This window comes from Hymenobacter translucens (assembly GCF_020685205.1).
GTDB lineage: Bacteria > Bacteroidota > Bacteroidia > Cytophagales > Hymenobacteraceae > Hymenobacter > Hymenobacter translucens.
The window spans coordinates 39085-53303 of the sequence record NZ_JAJERB010000010.1; the positions used below are offsets into that span (position 1 = coordinate 39085).

The following is a 14219-nucleotide window of genomic DNA, read 5'->3' on the forward strand; positions in this document are numbered from 1 at the left end:
AGGTTGCCTTTCTCCTTTTTTCTCTATGCTGCCTGCGGTACCGCTACCTGAACATACCGACGAACAAAATCTGGTGCGGCGGCTACTAGCCCGGGACGAGCAGGCGCTGCACCTGCTGGAAGCGCGCTATGCCCGCAACTTGCTCTCGGTACTGGTTCGGCTGGTGCGCGACCGGGAGCTGGCCGAGGACGTGCTGCAGGAAGGGCTGTTGAAGGTATGGTTGAGCATCGGCAGCTACGACCCGGACAAGGGGCGGCTATTTACCTGGATGGTGCGCGTGTGCTGCAACCAAGCCGTTGACGCGATGCGCAGCCCGCGCTACCGCTTTCACAAAGGCAACAAATCCTTGGAGGTCGCCGGGGCGCAGCGGGCCCCGGCCCCACCGTCCTTTAGGCCGGAGCACATTGGGTTGCGTGAACTGACGCTGCAACTCAAGTCCGCGCAGCGGGCGGTTATCGACTTGCTGTACTTCGGGGGCTACACGCAGGCGGAAGCAGCGGAGGAGCTGGGTATTCCTCTGGCCACGGTGAAGACCCGGGCGCGGGCGGCATTGGTGGCGCTGGCCCGAGTCGCACGGGTGGGCGGAGTGGGCGACTAGCGGGCCATGCGCCCCGTGATGCCATCCCGGCTCCAACCAATACCGCAACCAAAAGACAACCGCTCCACGGCGGTTCTATCACCGGGCACGTAAAGGCTCCACTGTGCCTCGCCCGCAGGCACTACATTCTTCTCATTAACCATCCATCGCTGCCCCGTAGACCTTGCGCTGCCGGGTGGCCTATACGACCCCTCCATGGCCTTACACTTTATTCGGCGCGGCACCGGGACGCCCTTGTTGCTGGTACACGGCATTGGCGGCAGCTGGCGCTCCTGGAACACCATTCTTGACGCGCTGGCAGCCAAGCACGAGGTCATCGCCGTGGATTTGCCGGGCCACGGCGACTCGGCGCCCCTGCCCGGCGCGCAGACCATTGGCGCGCTGGCCGATGCGCTGACGGACTTTCTCACCGAGCAGCACCTGCTGGGCATCGACGCGGTGGGCAGCTCCATGGGCGCCCGGCTGGTGCTGGAGCTGGCCCGGCGCGGGGGCGTGCTGGGCGCGGTGGTGTCACTGGACCCCGGCGGGTTCTGGGAGGGCTGGGAAGTGCCCGTGTTCTATCATTCGGTGGCCGTGTCGCAAAAACTGGTCGCGGCGTTGCAGCCGCTCATGCCCGCGCTGATGCACTCGGCCGCGGGCCGCACGGCCCTGCTGCCCCAGTTTTCGGCCCGGCCCTGGGCCGTGGACGCCGACCAGGCCCAAGCGGAGATGCACTCCTTCGCCCACACCCCCGTGTTTGGAGAGATGCTCGACCAGCTGGCCCACGGCGAAGTGCAGCAGGGGGCACCGGCCGGCAGTCTATCAGCGCCCGTGGTCATTGGGTGGGGCCGGCAGGACTGGGTATGCCTGCCCCGCCAGGCTCCGCGGGCCCTGGCTAAATTCCCGGATGCCCGCCTGTACTGGTTTGAAAACTGCGGCCACTTCCCGCAGTGGGACCAGCCGGCCGAAGCCACCCGGCTCATTCTGGCCACGCTCTCCCGCCAGGCGTACCGGGACGAAGACATTGCCCCACCCGCCGAAGGGACAGTTGCTTCCCGCGCCGTGCCGAAAGCAGCCGTGGCGGCCGCGGGCCTGGCCCTGGTGGCCGGTGTGGTCTGGCTGTTACGGCGCCGCAAGCGCTGAAAGGATGGTTGAAGAATCCTAAGGTAAAAAAGCCCGGGCAGTGTATACTGCCCGGGCTTTTTTGAAGTAAACTAAACGGGACCCACGGCCGAGCCGCTGCTCAGTGGCTGGTGCGTCCGCTTCCACCCGCCTGGGTACTGGAGGTGGCGCTCACGCGCCACAGCTTGTTGCCGGCGTCGTCGGCGACGAGCAGCGAGCCATCGGGCAAGGTTGCCACGCCCACGGGCCGTCCGTAAGCATCGTCCGAGTCGCCGCCGGCCAGAAAGCCGGTCAGGAAGTCCTCGGGGGGACCGCTGGGCTTGGCCCCCGCGAAAGGCACGAACACCACCTTGTACCCCGAGAAAGCTGTCCGGTTCCACGAGCCGTGCTGGCCAATAAAGGCCCCGCCACGGTACTTGGCAGGAAAAGCCGTTTTATCGTAGAAGGCCAGGCCCAGCGAGGCGGTGTGGGCCCCCAGGGGCACTTCGGGTACCAGGGTTTTCTGCACCAAGTCGGGCCGCTCGCCCTTGCGGCGTGGGTCCTCATTGGGGCCGAAGTAGGCGTAGGGCCAGCCGTAGAAGCCACCTTCTTTCACGCTAGTCAGGTAGTCGGGCACCAGCTCATCGCCCAGTTCGTCGCGCTCGTTGACGGCCGTCCACAATGTTTGGGTGCCGGGGGCCCAGGCCAGGCCCACGGGGTTGCGCAGGCCGCTGGCGTACACTTTTTCGCCGCTGCCATCAGGGTTGATTTGCAAGACGTTGGCGCGGCGCTCCTCTTCCTTGGCGCCGTGCTCCATCACGTTGCTGGCCGAGCCCACCGTCACGTAAATCTTTGCGCCATCGGGGCTGGCCAGCAGGTTGCGGGTCCAGTGGTTGTTGTAGCCGCCGGCCGGTAGGCTCATGATTTTCTGCCCCGGCCCGGTAATTTTGGTTTGCCCGGCCTTATAGGCATATTTCAGCACGGCGTCAGTGTTGGCCACGTACAGCGCATCGCCGAGCACCAGCATGCCCAAGGGCTGGTTAAGGCCCGAGAGCAGCACCGTGCGCACTTCCGGCCGGCCGTCGGCGTCGCGCAGCAGCGTAATGCGGTTGGCGCTGGTCGATTTAATCGCTTTGGAAGGGTCCAGTTTCAGCGCGGCGGCTACCTTTTTCTTCACCGTTTTGGGCACCGTGTTCGACTCGGCCACCAGCACGTCGCCATTCGGGGCCACGTACACCCAGCGGGGGCTGTCGAGGCTGCCGGCGAACTCGGCCACGGCAAAACCAGCCGGCGCGGTGGGCGTTTTGTCCGCGGGCCAGCCCGTGACGTGGCTGCGTCGCGTGGCGGACTCGGTGGCGTACGGCGTTGGTAGGTCGAGGGACTTGGTGGCCGTTTCCACCGTTTGCGCGGGCGTCGTGGCCGCGGCCTCCTGCTTTTCCTGGGCAGAAGGCCCGCCGCAGGCGGCCACCAAGCCCAGCAGGGGCAGAAGCCGAAGAGATTTTATCACCATGAAAGGAAAGGATTGAGAACCATAAACCAGTGCCCGGAAGCCCTTGAGGGCGGAGTGAGCACCGGCGTTGTTGCGTTACGCCCGTAAAAGGCAGCTTATCGGTTACGGCGAAGCAAAACAGGTTGTTGTGCGCACCAACGGCTGCCCCCTGAAATGACACCACCAGCTATTCGTCTTTTTTACCACGGGCTGATGAGCCGCCCTTTGCTGCTGGCTGGACTGTTCCTGCTGTCAACTCGTGCTGGCTTCGGCCAGACGCCCCGGCTTACGGACCACAACACCCTGGGCTGGTTTGTGTACGCGGGCGACCATCAGGTAACTAGAAAGTGGGCGGTGCACACCGAGTACCAGGCGCGGCGGGTGAACTGGCTCAAGGCGCCGCAAAACCAGCTCGCCCGCCTGGGGCTGGTGCGCACACTCAGCAAGCGGGTACAGGCCTCGGGTGGCTACACGTATTTCCAGACCCACCGCTACGGCCGCTACCCCACCGTGACGAGTGAGGCTGCGCCCGAGCAGCGGCTGTACGAGGACCTGACCCTGCAGGACGAGCCGCTGGGGCGCCTGACCCTGACGCACCGCCTGCGGCTGGAGCAACGCTGGCTGGGCTCCCGTGGCGAGGATGGCCGGGGCCGCGTGCTGGACTGGGAATACCAGCACCGCATCCGCTACCAGTTGGCCGGCGAGTGGGCGCTGCAGGGCCCCACGGTGGACGACGGCGAATGGTACCTGAATGCATTCGACGAGCTGTTCATTGGCTTTGGCCAAAACGTCGGCGCCAACGTGTTCAACCAGAACCGGCTGTCCGGCGGCCTGGGCTACCGGTTTAAAGAGCATGCGAAAGTCGAGCTGAACTACCTCTACCAAATCAGCCAGCACGCCACTCCTGACCCGGCTACCAACCGGCCCGTGTTTGAGCATAACCAGGGCTTTCGGCTCAACGTCCTGTACAACCTGGATTTTAGCTCGGAGTAGAAGCTCGGCGCATCAGCGTAAAAGCGAGAGGGGCCCCTGGATTCTACACATTGCAAACCAATGTGAACAGGGCGGTTCAAAAATGGTGGATTTCGTCTGGATGTCCCCCTGCGTGAGCCGACTGGATATTCACTAAAAGGCATGGCGAAAGTTGTCCTAGGCGCGGTCGGCGGGCGCAAAGTGACCGTCTACCGGGTGATTTCTGCGGTGCGCGTCCGTTTAAGGGATATTTCCTGGCCCCGACTAATATCCTTCCGCTCGGCCCGGTCGCTGCTGTGCTCGATTACCTGGCTGCCTTTCTGATTAGCCACTGCGTCAAGCGTTTGACTGATTCTGTTAAGCTCGGGTTGTTCGGTTCGGTATGATACCTTCATTTCCGAGTGACGGATGCCCTGCTCGTCGGTGGTGCTCTGAATGTCGCCGACTTTGGCTCCGCTGCTGGTGATAGCCGCTTTCACGGCCTCGGCCTGGCCCCGTTCGCCCGCCTTGATAGGTGGCTCGTCCACCTTGATAATAACCTGCTTCTCGCTGCCCTTGCCCTGGGCACTGACATTGGCCGCTTCCTTTTCGGAAGGGGTAGGCACGGTGCTGCGCTCCTGGCCGGTGTTCAGCCCCGGGGCAGGAGTGGGGGAGAAGCCAGCTTGGCCACGCTGGGCAATGCGCCACCCTTCCTCGGTGCGTTCGAGTTGCGTGGGGCTGCTCACGGCTACGTATGCATCGCCCTGCTTCGGTGCGCCGCTCAGGTTGTAGGCCGGTTGCATGACGGTGTGATAACCATTTAGTAGCTGCGGGTCGGCCCCGGGGGCAGGCAACAGTACAGCCCGGTCGGGGTTATGCGCGTCTACCTGAATTTGATAGAGGCTGTAACTCGCCGCCTGCGGGCTGGTGTCCCGACTGTTGATTTGGCCCTCCGCGGTGGGCACAGCGTTGACATAGATGGGAGCGGCGGTGAAGCTGCGTTCGGGCTGCTGCGCTTCGGCTGATACGGCTTCCGGCGTGGAACTCAACTGTACTTCGGAAGGCTTGTCCGCAACGTCCTGGCTGCGGTCCCGGTTATGGGGCTGGATGGTAGCGGCTTCCGCTGCGGCCTGACGAGCGGCGCGGTCCGGTTCGCTTTCAGCTACGCTCACACCGGCATACTTTTCATTGCCGGCCTCGGCGCGGGCATTGGTGTTGGTCACGATGGCGTGAATGATGGCAATGTCCGGCTGGTCGTTCCGATACGTCATATCGAACTCGGCCCGGCGGATACCCTGCTCGTCCACAGTGCTCCGCACTTCGCTCGTGCGCATCGAGTAGCCGGAATTATCCAGGACTTCCTTCCAGGCCTCGGCACGACCGGTGGTGTTGGCGGCTACCTCGTCAATTTTCCACGTTGCCGTTTTCTCCTCAGCGGGCGGGCCAATGGGCAAGTTGATGGCGGCTGCGGGCTCGGCATATCGGGCCCGGCTGCGAAGCTCTTCCTGCTCGGCTTCATCGACCTTGCGGCCGGTAGGAGGGGGGTTATCGTTGATGTACTCCTTCAGCAGCACTAGGCCAGCATCTTTTGCATGCACGAACTGCGCGGTTTGCTCCGCCGCTTCCTGCTCACTGCGGTAGGAGCGGAATGGTCGCCCGTCGTCGGGGCTGCCGGCGTCGGCGACGGCCGCGCCCATCACCGCCTGATTAAACCGCTGGTCCTCCTGCTGACGCTCCTTCTGCGCTTCCGGGGTGTTATCCCGTGCCCGCTGTTTCTGGGCCTCGTCGTACTGACGGCGGGTTTCCTGCTCATCACGTTCCATCGCGGTGGAGCGGGCGTACTCCGCCTGGCGCTGCTGGTCCTCCTGCTGCCGGCGCTGTTCCCGCTCGGCGGCACGTTGTTGCTCATCGAGCGCGGCTTGGGCCCGGATTTGCTCGGCATTCATGCCCTGGGCCGTTAGCTCCAGGTCACGGTTCCAGTCCTTGGCCTGCGGATAGTCAACGCGAATAAAGGCTTCCTGGCTGCGCTCCTGCTCGGGCCGTAGCTGCTCCCGCTGGCGGTAAAGCTCCTGACTGATGACTTCGAGCTGGGCGGTGTCGGCCTTAGCCACCGACAAGCGGAGGACGGTTTCCCGCTCGGTGCTGCGCTGGACTTCCAACTCAATAGTAGGACCGGCTTCCCCGGTGCCGTTCATCTTCGCTACCCGGTCCGTGAGCTGCTGAACCTGGGCGGCGCCGCTTTCGGCGCTCTCGTGGTGGTAGCTCACTTTAAGCGCGGTGTGGTACTTGTCGCTGGTGGCGTGCCACTGAACCGGCCGGCTGGCTTCCTTGTAGGCTTCTTGGTCGGCTACAGGAATCAGCGGCCGGGCTGGGTGCAGCTCATTCATGTAATTCATGTTGAACTGCCGCCCGCCGGCGTCGCGGTCATTGGCCAGCACGACTTCCTGGGGCTCTTGCTTGTCAATGACCCGCTGAATCAAGGCTACCTGCGCTTCGGTGGGAGTGCCGCTGGTGGCAATGTAAATCGTATTCTTAGGGTCCTGCTCGTGTTTGAGCTGGTAATGGGAGAGCGAGTCAATGGCTGATTCGGACACGACCACGCGCTCGACGGGCGTATCCTTGCCCTGCGTGGGGTGCGATACCCAAATGCCATTTTTAGGCAGCGGCAGCAGGTTTTTGTAGTGCTCGTTCTTCTGCTCGACGCTGGCCAAGCCCTGCTCATTATAGAGCGGGAAGGCCGTATTCTTGTGCTCGTTCTGCTGCGCGGTGAAGATGCGGCCCTGGAAAGCGGGACTCTCAATCGTGCTATCGGTAATACCCCGGCTGTGCAGATACGTGCGGTCCGTCAACTCCTTATTGACGCCCAGCACCTCGGCAATCAGCCGCGTTTTGCGGTCTTCCTGCTGCTGGCGCTCGTGGTCCGGGTCGCCCACGGGCAACGCGTTAAGCCGGCTCACGTCCACTGGGGGAGCATAGATGCGCGTTGGGGCAGGCCCGTCATTCAGGTACTCGCGTAGCTGCTGCCGGACCTGCCCCAAATTCAGCCCGTGGCCATCGCCACCCCGGGTTTTCGCAAAATCAATGATGCTGCCCTTGTCGCGGTCGTCGCCGGTGTTCAGGTAAACCTGATGGTCGTCTTTGCGGGTGACGATGAGCACCTCCCCGTCCTTGACGAGCTGGTGCCAATCACCGCGCTTGCCTTCCTTTTTCACCTGGTAGCCCTGGCGCTCGGCATAGTCGACAAGGTCAATGTCACGCTTGAACCGGTCAAGCTCGGTGGGGTCGTTTTCTCGGGTAGGTGCATTCATTGCGGGAAGCTTACTGGTGGTCTTTGTTGACCAGTAGCTCCGGGCGGGGAAAGAGTAGCGGTGGGTGGGACCGCTACGCTACCAAGAATACTATCCGGTCGTGGTTACGGGGCAGGAGAAGCTGGGGCGCCGTCGGCATGCCCGGCATCGGGGAGGGGAGGGGTGCCGCTGTCAAAGCATTTGAGCTGCTTTTGAAAAGTGGACAGGGCCTCCGAATTGGCAAACAGGAAGCGTGGGGTCACGCTATTGGGGGGAATCCTGATTAGCTCCGTCGTGACGTCAAGGCTGCGCAGCAGGCGTTGCAGCAGGCGGGGCTCTTCGCGTTTGAGGGAGTTGTTTTTCAGGCCAACGATGCTGGTGTAGGGAAGCTCGTGCTGGTCGCAAAACGATTTTAGCTCCCCTTTGGCAAGCATTAGTAATCGAAACTGGGCGTAGCGTAAAACATCGGCATAGGGAACGGTAAGCTGTAGGTCAGGGAAGCCCAGGGGGGCCGAGATGTGTGGAGATGGTACCATGCGGGGTGGTGAGGAATTAGGGGTGAAGGTGTGTTTCAGTGAACTGTAAACGAAGGATAATTCACAAAGACACGAATTGCAGCCAATCGCTGCAAATACCTTAACCCAAAACCCGCAATAATACCCCGAGCCTAACTGGTAACTCCGAGGAGTCAGCCAGCTAGGGCCCGGTTGACTAGCCCTAACGCAGAATCTTTTCAGAGGTTATAAAGAACCATAAAAGAATTGTTTCAGAAATTTTTCAGAACTATTTCAGAAGAGGGGCCGTAAGCAGGGCTCATATGAAAATGGCTCTGCTCGTTGCTTTTGCACTTTTCCTAATTGGAGTGCTGTCCGGCCTGGCCTGGAGGCGTGGCAGGAACAAGGGGCCGAAAGCAGACCTCGTGGCAAAGAGCAACCATAAATCTGTTTGGTCTTTTCACTATGGCCCGGCGTCAGTCATTCCTATTCGGGAGACTGCGAAAGTATCCCCGCGCTCTGGGGCAGACAGCCCTTTGTCGCAACTCATACCGGAGGACATTGAGGCAAAAGAACAACAAGTAAAAGCGGAGGAAACGGCTCGTGTCGAGGAAGCTCAGGCACTCGAAAATGAAGTGCGGCCTCAACCCACCGAGCAGGCCGACGAAGCGGCTTCTACTCCTGCGGCAACAGCAGTGTCGTCGACAGCCACTATCCCAAAAGAGGCTAAAGAAGACCCAGTAAGAGATACGCCGGCGGCGCAGCTGCTTTCCTCTCGTCACGCACCAGGCGCAAAGCTCAATGTGCTGGATATGCTTGGCACCGATGAGGCGGCCACAGCCAAGATTCAAGCTACTGCCGCTGCTGAAGTGAATCCGGGGGTAGGGGAGGAGCCTGCCCAGCCAGCCGGTGCGAAGGCCGAAGATGCTCCCGTGCCAGCAACGCTCTTCAACAACCCGCTGACGGAAGCGACAGGCACCAAAAACGACGAGGCAAACCGCCAGGCTGCCGTGGAGCTGAAGAAGCGCAAGCGGGCGGCATTGCGCACGGGCACGGATGGCCAGAAAGCGGCCCTTGCGGCTCTCATCACCGAAGCCGCTGCGCCTGGCTAAAGGCCTCGCCGATACTGACGACTCACCTCCTTTCTGCGCATTTCTCACCCTGCTTTTTGGGAGATAAGCACCCCACTACCAAACCCCCTTTCCATCATTCTTATGTTTAAGAAACCCCTCAATCTGGCGGCTAACCTGATGGTCGCCGGCCAAGCCTACCAGCCTTCCAAATTGGAGCAGCGCGGCTACGCACTACTGACAGTGCTGGCCCTCTCTACCGGCGCAGCAAAGGCCCAAAGTGCCGAAGCAGCACTCACGCAGGTCAAGGAAAAGGTGATTGGCATCGTGCAGGTCATTTTCGCCATTATCCTGATTATCGGCTTGATTCGGGTGGTCATGAAGTTCGTGCAGGGCTCGCCGGACGCGCTGGGTTCCCTGGGCTGGCTCGTGGGCGGGGTGCTGCTCTGGTTTGGCTTCCAGCTCTTCAAGGACGACTTGGTGAGTGCCGTAGGTGGCAGCGAAGGCGGTGGGCTAACCAACTAAGCCGCTGCCATGCGCTCCTACAAATCCATCGAGCGGCCCGCCCAGGTGCTGGGCATGAACCTGCAAGACCTGGGCATTCTGGTGGGCCTATTTATCGGCTCGGTGCTGCTGCTCGGCTTTCTGGGCATGGCGGTCAAGATTCCGCGCATGTTCTACCTGCTGGTCATCCTGTCGGAAATCGGACTCATCCTGGGTTTGCGCTACCTCACCCGGACGCAGGCCCCCGGCTTCCTGATGGGGTGGCTCTCCTACACCTTCATTCAGCCCCGCCGACTGGCGGTGGGGCCATTACCTCCTCCCGCCCATGGCAAAAACACCCAAAACAACCGCGTTTAACGCGGTGATGCCGGTGCATTCCTTTGAAGAAAACAAAGTGGTCTTCAAGGATGGCCGCGTCGCCGTGGGCTTCGTGATTGAGCCGGCCGAAATGGAAAGCTGGACGGTCGAAGACTACGACGCCTTCCAGACGACGCTGGTGGGCGTGATGCGCCCGCTCCCCGTGGGCACCATCGTGCAGAAAACGGACGTCTACTACGACCGGCCCTACCGCGAAGACAAGACGCAGCAAACCTACTTCGAGGGCAAGATGAACAAGCACTTCTTTGAGCGGCTGGTGCTGTTCCAGAAGTCCTACCTATTCCTCTCGTTCGCGCCGGTGGCGGTGAAAACCACCCGGACCAATGCCGTGAATGCGTTGGTGGCCCGGGCCGGAGAAGCCCTCATCAAGAACCCCTTCGCGCAGCTCGTGCAAACCCTGGAGGTAGCCGAATCCAGCGCCGTGGAATTTACCCAAGGCATCAAAAACCTGGGAGGCGTGGCCTTTGAGCGCATGAACAGCCGCGAGATTCACCAGCTGTATCTGCAGTACTTCAACCTCAACTTCGACGGCCAGCCTACCCGGCAGGAGCGCGAAATCGGCAACGACCTGGGCACGCTCAGCGTGGGCGAGCACAAGGTCAACATCCTCTCGATGGTAGGCCAGGGCAGCGAGGCCCACGCGGCGGTAAAGAACAGCTACGGGGTTACCGCGCCCATGCTCTACCCGCTCACCCACGTGCTGCAGTGCCCGCACGTGCTGACCCAAGCCATGCTTGTTCAGGACACCCGCGCCGAGCTAAGCAGCCTGGATACCGACCGCAAGCTGAACGCTTCGCTCTCGTTTCTCTCCACGCAGGACAATGCGCTGCGGGCGGCAGAAGTCGAGGAGTTCACCGCTGAAGTAAGGGCCGAGAACAAGCAGATTGTGGGCCTGCACCTCTCCCTGTTGCTCTGGGATACCAACGACAACAGCCGGCGCGAAAACGTCGAGAAGGCCACGGCGGCGTTCCGATACATGTTCGGCACGGAAAGCGTGGTGGAAAGCTACCTGGCTTTGCCCGTGTTCTTTGGCCTGCTGCCGGGTAACGCTTACCAGGTGCCGGACCGCTGGCTTACCTGTTCCTCCGACCGGGGTGCCTGCTACACGCACTGGACGGCTACTTACAAGACGGACCCGGTAGGGGAGTACCTCACCGACAGGTTCCGGAATCTGGTCCAGGTAAACCTCTTTAACACGGCCCTGGACAACCAGAATGCCATTGTCATCGGCCCCTCGGGCTCGGGCAAGAGCTACACCTTCGGCAACCTGATTGTGCAGCGCTTCGAGAAGGGCGCCCGCCAGATTATCATGGACGTGGGCGGTACCTACCGCAACGTGCTGCAGTCGCTCAACGGCGAAGACTTCGACAACACCTACTTCGAGTACGACCCTGCCCGGCCGATTGAGTTCAACCCCTTCATTGTGCCACGGGACGCTTCGGGCAAGTGGCTCTACAACGACGAGAAAACCAACTTCCACCTGGCCCTGCTGGCCGCACTCTGGAAGGGAGGCAAGGATACCGGCCTTGACAAGTCGGAACGGACCATTCTCTCGCGCTTTCTGATTGAGTACTACGCCTGCCTCAACGAGAGCGACCGGCTTAATCAGAAAGACGAGGAGTTTCCCGGCATGGAAAGCTTCTACCGCTTCGTCGAGCAGTTCGACCACGAGATGCAGAAGCCCGTGGCCGTGCCCGGCGAAGGCATGGAAGCCGACCCATTGGACGGCGCCCGCCGGCAGTACCAGAAAAACCTGAAGTACATCGACATGCACCAGTTCTTCCTGGTGCTGGGTCAGTACGTAACCGGGGGCCGCTATGAGAAGGTGTTGAATGCGCAGCGCGACGTGGATTTGAGCGAGTACCGGCTCATCTGCTTCGACCTGGCCAAGGTGCAGGCTGACCCGGACCTATATCCCGTGGTGGCCATGCTCATCACCGAGCTGAGCCTAGACCTGTTCCGCAAATTTCCCGACGACGTCAAGTACATCGCCCTGGACGAGGCCTGGACCATGCTCTCGGGGGTGCTCTCGGAATTCATCGAGTCGATGTACCGCACCATCCGCAAAACCAACGGCTCGGTCACCATTATCACCCAGGGCATCACGGAGATTACCAGCAGCAAGATTGGCCCGGCCATCATTAATAACTCGGCGACTAAAATCATCCTGCGGCACATCAACCCCGATTCACTGGCGCAGCTGCAGCCCCCGCTGGGCCTGACGGGTCACGAGATGGATTTGATTAAGTCGGTGCGTTCCACGGACGCGCTGCGCGAAATCTTCATCAAGCAGGGCGCCAAGGGCAAGATATTCGGGGTGGAAGCCTCGCCGCAGCTCGATGCCATTCTCACCTCCAAGCCCGTGGAGCGCAACTACCTCAACAAGCTGGTCAAGTTCTACCAGCAAACCAACCTTAAGCCGGTGCTCGACAAGAGCGGGCGGCTGAAGGTGGACGCCGAGGGAAACCCGCAATACGAGGAAGTCAAGGTGCAGCGCCTGGACTACGCGGTCGACCAGTTTGTGGAAGATAAACAGGCCCGCACGGGCGTCCTGGCCAAATGAGCGGCTGCTACCTAATGGTCGCCTACGGGGCTGACCCGGGGTTTCTGAGCGCCTGCGACCAGACCCTGCAAATCGTGCTGCGGGCCTGCCGCTACATCACGCCCACCTTCATGCTCATTGCCTTGCTCTACACCGTTGGGCGAGGGTTTATCTCGGGTCACGGGCTGGCCATGGATTGGGGACCCATCCTGAAGGCCGTGTGGATATTCTTCCTCCTTTTCTTCTACAAGGAGCTGATTGACACGCTCAGCATGGGCATTGCGGGCTTCACCCGCATGTTCGCCACGCCCGACGGCTCCACGGCCGCTTCGGCGCTGGGCGCGACCATAAGCACTTCGGAAACGCTGTCGCAGAAAACGGTGGTTGAGCAAGGAGTTCAGGAAATCACGAACCTGCTCAAAACCATCACCTCGTTCAGCCTGACCAATATCCTGCTGCAGCTCATTACCGGAGAGGTGGTCCTGCTGATTCGGCAAATCATGCAGTTCATCCAGCAATTCATTCTCGGGTTTCTGTTTGTCTGCGGCCCCATCTCTTTGTGCCTGTCGGTGGTGCCGGCTTTTGGGCAGCTGGCTATCAAGTGGCTGCAAAACTTCATTGCCGTGCAGCTCTGGGGCCTCTCGTTCGCCCTGCTGGACCTGCTCTACACATTCTACACGGCCTCCAATACCACGTTCGGCGGGGTGTTCTCCGCCCCGGTAGCTGCTGAGTCGGATACCCGCCAGCTGATTGTATCGGTGGCATTTATCATGCTCTACCTGATGGTGCCCTACCTGACGAGCCTCTTTATTGGCTCCTCGGCCGCCCAGGGCTTTGTGGGCTCCGTGGTAGGCATGGCCGCATCGGCAGCGGCAGCCGGGGCCGGTGTCTCAGCTGGCATGGCCGGCGGCGGGCACGGCGTTTCCGGCGCCATCGGCCGCGCCATGGGCAGTGGTGGCAACTCGGGTGGTGGCAGTTCTGGCGGTGGGAGTGGCGATAGTGGGGGCGGCAACTCCGGTGGGGCTACGCCGGCTCCGAGCGGCGGCAGCTCAGCCTCCGCAGGCCTGCCCTCCATCACCATGTCAGACGCCCTGAATCCCTCCTACCGGCAGCGGCCTTCGGGGCTGTGGACGGCTTAATTATTACCTCTCCTTTCCAAATGAACTACTCAACCCGCTACTTTGCCCTGCTGGCCCTGGGCCTGGCTGCCTCCTGCCAATCCAAGGAGGAAAAAGCCAATGCTGCCCTCGCTGACGCGCTGCAGACGCAGGCTGAGAGCCCTGCCGAGCAGGCCCGCATGGCAGCTCAAAAAGCTGCCTACGTTCTGCCCCCGGCCCTACCGGCGTCGGCCGTCGATGTGCGAGCCGGTGTCCAGCAGCTATTGCCCGAAGAAGGCTACCTGGAGCTGGTTTCGGTGAAGGGCCAAAACCTGCAACCCATCACCATCGGCTTCCCGCCGGCGTGGCGCATCGGCGTCAAGCCCGGCTACCCTAAAGTAGGGCCCGGCTACAAGATTCCCTTCGAAGCGGTGCTGCACTGGAAACCCACAGGCTACGTCGAGACCAAGCCCAAGTCCGCCCTGCTGGTCATGCAGACGCCGAAAGATTCCCTGATGCGCTTTCACATCTCGGAAATGGGTCTGGGCAGCAAGGTCGTGCAGGTGCGCCCGGGAGAGCCAGTAACGGTGCAGGGCGTGCTCTATACCTACATCGACCGGGACAATGCGCAGCGGCTGCTGGTGTACCCCTACCAGAACAAGCAAGTGTACCTGAACCTGGCCAACTAGGGGCAGTGGGGAAGAAAAGCCCCGCTTCCTAAACTCCCTC

12 protein-coding genes are annotated in these 14219 nt (G+C 61.5%); 9 read left to right on the forward strand and 3 right to left on the reverse strand.

Annotated features, from left to right (window positions below; all coding sequences use genetic code 11):
* Window positions 1-25: 25 nt before the first annotated feature.
* Together LJY25_RS18750 and LJY25_RS18755 are read left to right on the forward strand one after the other, a co-directional pair.
* Window positions 26-598 (forward strand): RNA polymerase sigma factor, encoded by a 573-nt coding sequence (locus tag LJY25_RS18750; RefSeq protein WP_227610016.1) that lies wholly within the window; start codon window positions 26-28, stop codon window positions 596-598.
* A 195-nt stretch (window positions 599-793) separates the two neighbouring features.
* A complete protein-coding gene (locus LJY25_RS18755; RefSeq protein ID WP_227610017.1) occupies window positions 794-1720 on the forward strand; it encodes an alpha/beta fold hydrolase in 927 nt (308 codons plus the stop codon).
* Window positions 1721-1820: 100 nt separating this feature from the next.
* On the opposite strand, the gene LJY25_RS18760 is transcribed toward LJY25_RS18755, so the two are convergent.
* Entirely contained in the window at window positions 1821-3188 is a 1368-nt protein-coding gene (locus tag LJY25_RS18760) for a PQQ-dependent sugar dehydrogenase (RefSeq protein WP_227610018.1), read from the reverse strand.
* A 192-nt stretch (window positions 3189-3380) separates the two neighbouring features.
* Here LJY25_RS18760 and LJY25_RS18765 point away from each other — a divergent pair, with 192 nt between their 5' ends.
* Window positions 3381-4160 carry a DUF2490 domain-containing protein gene (locus LJY25_RS18765; RefSeq protein WP_227610019.1) on the forward strand — a complete coding sequence of 260 codons (780 nt, stop codon included), beginning with the start codon at window positions 3381-3383 and terminating at the stop codon, window positions 4158-4160.
* A 188-nt stretch (window positions 4161-4348) separates the two neighbouring features.
* On the opposite strand, the gene LJY25_RS18770 is transcribed toward LJY25_RS18765, so the two are convergent.
* Both LJY25_RS18770 and LJY25_RS18775 read right to left on the reverse strand, forming a co-directional pair.
* Window positions 4349-7426, reverse strand: coding sequence for a toprim domain-containing protein (locus LJY25_RS18770; RefSeq protein WP_227610020.1), 3078 nt, complete (start codon window positions 7424-7426; stop codon window positions 4349-4351).
* Between the two features lie 104 nt (window positions 7427-7530).
* Window positions 7531-7941, reverse strand: a complete 411-nt coding sequence (locus tag LJY25_RS18775) for a hypothetical protein (protein ID WP_227610021.1) — start codon at window positions 7939-7941, stop codon at window positions 7531-7533.
* 281 nt (window positions 7942-8222) lie between these two features.
* On the opposite strand from LJY25_RS18775, the gene LJY25_RS18780 reads away from it, so the two are divergent.
* The 6 genes from LJY25_RS18780 to LJY25_RS18805 all read left to right on the forward strand — a co-directional run bounded on the left by LJY25_RS18780 (window position 8223) and on the right by LJY25_RS18805 (window position 14179).
* Window positions 8223-9011, forward strand: a complete 789-nt coding sequence (locus LJY25_RS18780) for a hypothetical protein (RefSeq protein WP_227610022.1) — start codon at window positions 8223-8225, stop codon at window positions 9009-9011.
* A 102-nt stretch (window positions 9012-9113) separates the two neighbouring features.
* On the forward strand, window positions 9114-9494 hold the full coding sequence (locus tag LJY25_RS18785; protein ID WP_227610023.1) for a hypothetical protein: 381 nt from the start codon (window positions 9114-9116) through the stop codon (window positions 9492-9494).
* A gap of 9 nt (window positions 9495-9503) precedes the next feature.
* Window positions 9504-9830: a hypothetical protein gene (locus tag LJY25_RS18790; protein ID WP_227610024.1), complete on the forward strand. Its 327-nt coding sequence runs from the start codon at window positions 9504-9506 to the stop codon at window positions 9828-9830.
* Window positions 9799-12414: a VirB4 family type IV secretion system protein gene (locus LJY25_RS18795; RefSeq protein WP_227610025.1), complete on the forward strand. Its 2616-nt coding sequence runs from the start codon at window positions 9799-9801 to the stop codon at window positions 12412-12414. The genes LJY25_RS18790 and LJY25_RS18795 overlap by 32 nt, the downstream gene beginning before the upstream one ends.
* The gene (locus LJY25_RS18800) at window positions 12411-13532 is read left to right on the forward strand and encodes a conjugal transfer protein TraG N-terminal domain-containing protein (protein WP_227610026.1); all 1122 of its coding nucleotides are present in this window, start codon (window positions 12411-12413) and stop codon (window positions 13530-13532) included. Before LJY25_RS18795 ends, LJY25_RS18800 begins: the two co-directional genes overlap by 4 nt.
* Window positions 13533-13552: 20 nt before the next feature.
* Window positions 13553-14179 (forward strand): hypothetical protein, encoded by a 627-nt coding sequence (locus LJY25_RS18805; protein WP_227610027.1) that lies wholly within the window; start codon window positions 13553-13555, stop codon window positions 14177-14179.
* Window positions 14180-14219 lie beyond the last annotated feature (40 nt).